Here is a 4052-nt window from a genome sequence, read left to right as displayed (position 1 = left end):
CCTATTTCAGGAAAGTTCAGTTTTTAGATTACAGCTAACGGTTTTGTGTATGATTTCGTTGCGTGGTTTAAGCACTAAAGTTAGCAAATAAATCACAGATAGAAAGTCCGCGAGGACTTTCGTAAGTAGGCTATAACTAGCAATGAATTATACACGGTGTTAGCTGTAGTTTTTATTATCTTAATCTATAATCGACAAGAAAATTTTCTAAATCAATTTCTGAATTCGGATAAGTTAAATTTGTCGAACCATTTTCTTGATGAATCCAATTAAAATTCTTTCCAAATTCTTTAAACCATCCACCATTTCCATCTGGTGTACCAATATCAATAGTTGACTTCTCAAAAAATAACTTACCGTAGGTTTTTCCATCTCTACAAAGGACAAAAAATCCTTCTTCGTTACCAGTTAATATATATTCTGTTTTGTATCCTTCTGTTGGTGCTGTGTTTTGTTCATATAGAACCGAAGAATTTACCTCATTCTCAAAAATTGGTTTTATTCCGCCTTGTAAATTGGTCTTAATTACGCTTGGTGGAATGTCTTTCTGAATTTGCCCAAACCAAAAGTCCGAATTGATTGTATCAAGCGACATTTTCAATGATTTGTGGTCAAAGCCATAAGTTTCTTGATTTTCAAAATTCAGCACGTTGTCATTATCGTAAACTCGAACTCTTAAAAAAGGGTAGTCATTTTGACCTTGATAAAATCCTTTTTCTGTACTCAACAGTTTAACAAGTGTTGGATTGTTTTGTTGTTTATTCAGCTTAAGAGTTAATTCCAGTTTATTCTCGGTCAAATCGTTATAGCTCCTGTTTGGTAAATAGTTTTTTGCTTTAGAAGCAATATCAATTTTATGTCCTTTGTCAAAATTTACTCTAAAAAATCCCTCATTGTCAGTTATGGCTGTTTTCTTTTCAAAACTTACTTCTTCGAAACTATGTTCATACCAACATAGAATTACAACTTCAGCATTAATGATTGGACTTCCATTTGATTCATCAACTATTTTTCCCGTAACAGTAATATTTTCTATATCAGCTGAACAGCCAAAAAGACTTAAGATTATTAGAAAAAGTATGATTGTGTTGGTTTTCATCAAATTACAGCTAACGTGTTTGTGTATGATTTCGTTGCGTGTTTCAGCAACTAAATTAGCAAATACAAACCGAATAGAAAATCCGCGAGGATTTTCGTAAGTAGGCGAGTACTAGCAATGAATTATACACGGTGTTGTAATGCGTTATTTTTTACTTTGTATAGTTTCAATATAATGTTTCATTTTATGTTGTCTGTCAAGTTCAACCATTATCAAAGCTATTAATTCTTTTAAAACATCGATATCGAATTCTTCAAAAAGACGATTATAATGAGCTTGGTCATTTCCTAACCATGTTGCTCTTTCGAGAATATCTTTTAAATCTCCAGAATAGTATTTCTTAATTACCTGTCCCAACCATAATTTTTCAATATCCGCTTTTTTTTCAGGATTATTCTGAATCGCCCAGTCTTTAACTAAATATTCTATGGACTTACGATAACCCATTCCAGCTAATTCATCTAAACCATAGCTTTCAGCTTCTAAACTCTGCAAATAGGTTTTTATGAATTTTGAATTTTCCGCTCCATCTGAGTTATCACTCTTTAAATCAGCAATCGGCTTTGGCCAATCTGGTCCTTTAGGAAGTCCATTTAGAAACCTAATCCATACTGCTTTTCCACCTTTCATTTGGTATAGAGCTACAAAAAGTTTATTACACTTATGATTTGCACATTGCCATATTGATATATTTGAAGGTGTTCCGTCAGTATCTACAGTTCGTTCATTATATTTTTCACTCGGTTTATTTGTCACGTGACAATGTGGACAGATATTCGGTGGTTGAAAGGAATAATTTGTATTTCCAATGTACATAGTTAGTTTTTTTTAATGCATTACAACGGTTTAGTATATGGTTTGTTGCGTGATCAAGTTACTAAGTTAGTAAATAAAAACCGAATAGAAAGTCCGCGAGGACTTTCGTAAGCAGGCTAGAACCTAGCAATAAAATATATACATTGTTAGCCCTAGTTTTTATGTGTTTCTCTTTTCTGTTTTCCAAAATTGATGGTCTTTATCTAAAAATACAATGTAAAAAATATTATCCTCTACATAGCCGATTATGCATTCTTTTCCTTGAACGTGAAATGATGCCCAGTTAACTCCATCTTTAACGTGTTTTGGGTAAGTAAAATCAGAGTTTGGTGGAAAATCTACCTTTGTATAAACTTTAATTATTTGCTGTTGTATAGCTTGACTCATTGTTAAGTTAGATAACTGAGAAATTTTGTCAATAGCTAATGCAAGTAATTCAGCAGATTCCCATTCTTTAAAACCTTGACCTTGGTTTTTATCAAAATCTTTAAAACTGAAAACAACATATTTTTCTCTTGAACCTTGTCTGTCTGGTAAGTTTTTTGGTTTTCTTGAATAAGAACTACTTGTCCTACTTTTAAATTTATCTCTTCTTCCCATAAGACTAGTGTATTATGGAATTCGAGTCTGAGAAATATGGAACAGCTCCATATTTACCTTCTAAATAGTTTTTGTCAAAAGCAGATTTTTTTCTTACTTTTTCAGAGGAAAAGTCAGCTAATGAATAAAGTTCCGAACATCCAAATTGATTTTTATCCATAAACCAAATTTGGTCTCTTCTTAAAACGTTATAATTTAGAATAGAAGTATTATGCACTGCAAATATTAGTTGAGCGTTGGTAGTATTTTCTTTATGAAAAAATTCAATTAGTTTGAGAACTAAAGAGGAATGAAGTCTTGAGTCTAATTCATCTACTAATAACACTTTGCCCTTATTTAATGTGTCAAACCAAGGACCCAATAAATAAATAAGTTTTTTAGTTCCTTCTGATTCATTTGATTCAAAGTCGAAAGGAACTGTATCAACTAAAATATTATTCTCATCAAATTTTCTATGCCAAGTTATGAGCTTATCTCTTTTAGGTTGTTTTGCTTGAAGTTTTTGAAGAGAAGAAAGGAAGCTTATAAGTTCTTCATCTTTTTCTTTTTCTTTTAATTGATTTAATTCTACATCACTAACAGGCTCCTCATCTGTAGTTAATTTTGAAATTTCTAGAAAATCAATGAATGATGATAGCCACTTTAAAAATTTTTTATCTTCTTTTAACTTATTTATGGTATATCTTTTATATCCTCTATCGTGAATTCCACTAATTACATTCAAATCTTTAAACCAATCAACGACTTCATTGGAAATTTCTCCATTAAGTTGAGCAACAAGCGTTAAGAATAAAACATTAGGTCTAGTTCTTTTTGTTAAATCTTTACCTTCTTCAAATGAACTTTTATTTATTTCGAATTTATCTTTTTCTCTTTTGAAAAGAAAAGTTTCTTTAGAAGTGGTGTGAAATAGCCACTCACTTAAAACTTCATCTTCAGTAATCTCAAACCCATATCTGTATTTTCGTCCATTTATGGTAAATACCATCTCGAAGAAACTTGGTTCGTTCTCTGTTTCTGTGCTTAATTCAAATTTTTGATAAGGAATTTTTCTTTTTTCATTACCATCTGAAAGAGCATCTCTGAAAGAAAATTGGACAAAGGCTCTCATAAAACCAATAGCATCAATAAAATTACTCTTACCACTTGCATTGTTACCATAAATAGCAGCAGATTTTAATATCTTATACTTATTATCAAGACTAAACGTATTTGTCTCTTCGTGCTCTTTAAAAGATTTAACACCAACCATACTTAAGGTTTGTAAATCTTTGAATGAAAGGAAATTTTCAACACTAAATTCTAGTATCATAATTTTTTTGTTTGTGCAAATATACAAACATAATTGAAATAATGAGATAAAATTGCAAAATATGAGTTTTGTTAAATTAGGGCTAACGTGTTTGTATATGGTTTGTTGCGTGTTTCAAGCACCTAATTTAGTAAATAATTACCGACCAAGAAAGTCCGCGAGGACTTTCGTAAGTAGGCGAGAAGCCAGCAATAAATTATATACGGCTTAAGTTTACAATTTATT

4 protein-coding genes are annotated in these 4052 nt (G+C 31.0%); all 4 read right to left on the bottom strand.

Annotated elements, in window-relative coordinates; genetic code table 11:
* Positions 1 to 175: 175 nt before the first annotated feature.
* Positions 176 to 1099 (bottom strand): carboxypeptidase-like regulatory domain-containing protein, encoded by a 924-nt coding sequence (locus tag KO504_RS01150; RefSeq protein ID WP_215924501.1) that lies wholly within the window; start codon positions 1097 to 1099, stop codon positions 176 to 178.
* Positions 1100 to 1243: 144 nt separating this feature from the next.
* Positions 1244 to 1915, bottom strand: coding sequence for a DUF4145 domain-containing protein (locus KO504_RS01145; RefSeq protein ID WP_215924500.1), 672 nt, complete (start codon positions 1913 to 1915; stop codon positions 1244 to 1246).
* Positions 1916 to 2074: 159 nt separating this feature from the next.
* Positions 2075 to 2515 carry a hypothetical protein gene (locus tag KO504_RS01140; protein ID WP_215924499.1) on the bottom strand — a complete coding sequence of 147 codons (441 nt, stop codon included), beginning with the start codon at positions 2513 to 2515 and terminating at the stop codon, positions 2075 to 2077.
* Positions 2516 to 2519: 4 nt separating this feature from the next.
* Positions 2520 to 3827, bottom strand: coding sequence for an AAA family ATPase (locus tag KO504_RS01135; RefSeq protein WP_215924498.1), 1308 nt, complete (start codon positions 3825 to 3827; stop codon positions 2520 to 2522).
* Between the last annotated feature and the right edge of the window lie 225 nt (positions 3828 to 4052).

Source organism: Winogradskyella psychrotolerans, assembly GCF_018860565.1.
GTDB lineage: Bacteria > Bacteroidota > Bacteroidia > Flavobacteriales > Flavobacteriaceae > Winogradskyella > Winogradskyella damuponensis.
Note: the sequence above shows the minus strand (reverse complement) of the source record. Positions and strands in the feature narration are given on the sequence as shown.

Bases quoted from the DNA above. Each gene is read 5' to 3' on its own strand.
- KO504_RS01140 (WP_215924499.1), bottom strand. From the start codon at position 2,515: ATGGGAAGAAGAGATAAATTTAAAAGTAGGACAAGTAGTTCTTATTCA.
- KO504_RS01150 (WP_215924501.1), bottom strand. From the start codon at position 1,099: ATGAAAACCAACACAATCATACTTTTTCTAATAATCTTAAGTCTTTTT.
- KO504_RS01145 (WP_215924500.1), bottom strand. From the start codon at position 1,915: ATGTACATTGGAAATACAAATTATTCCTTTCAACCACCGAATATCTGT.
- KO504_RS01135 (WP_215924498.1), bottom strand. From the start codon at position 3,827: ATGATACTAGAATTTAGTGTTGAAAATTTCCTTTCATTCAAAGATTTA.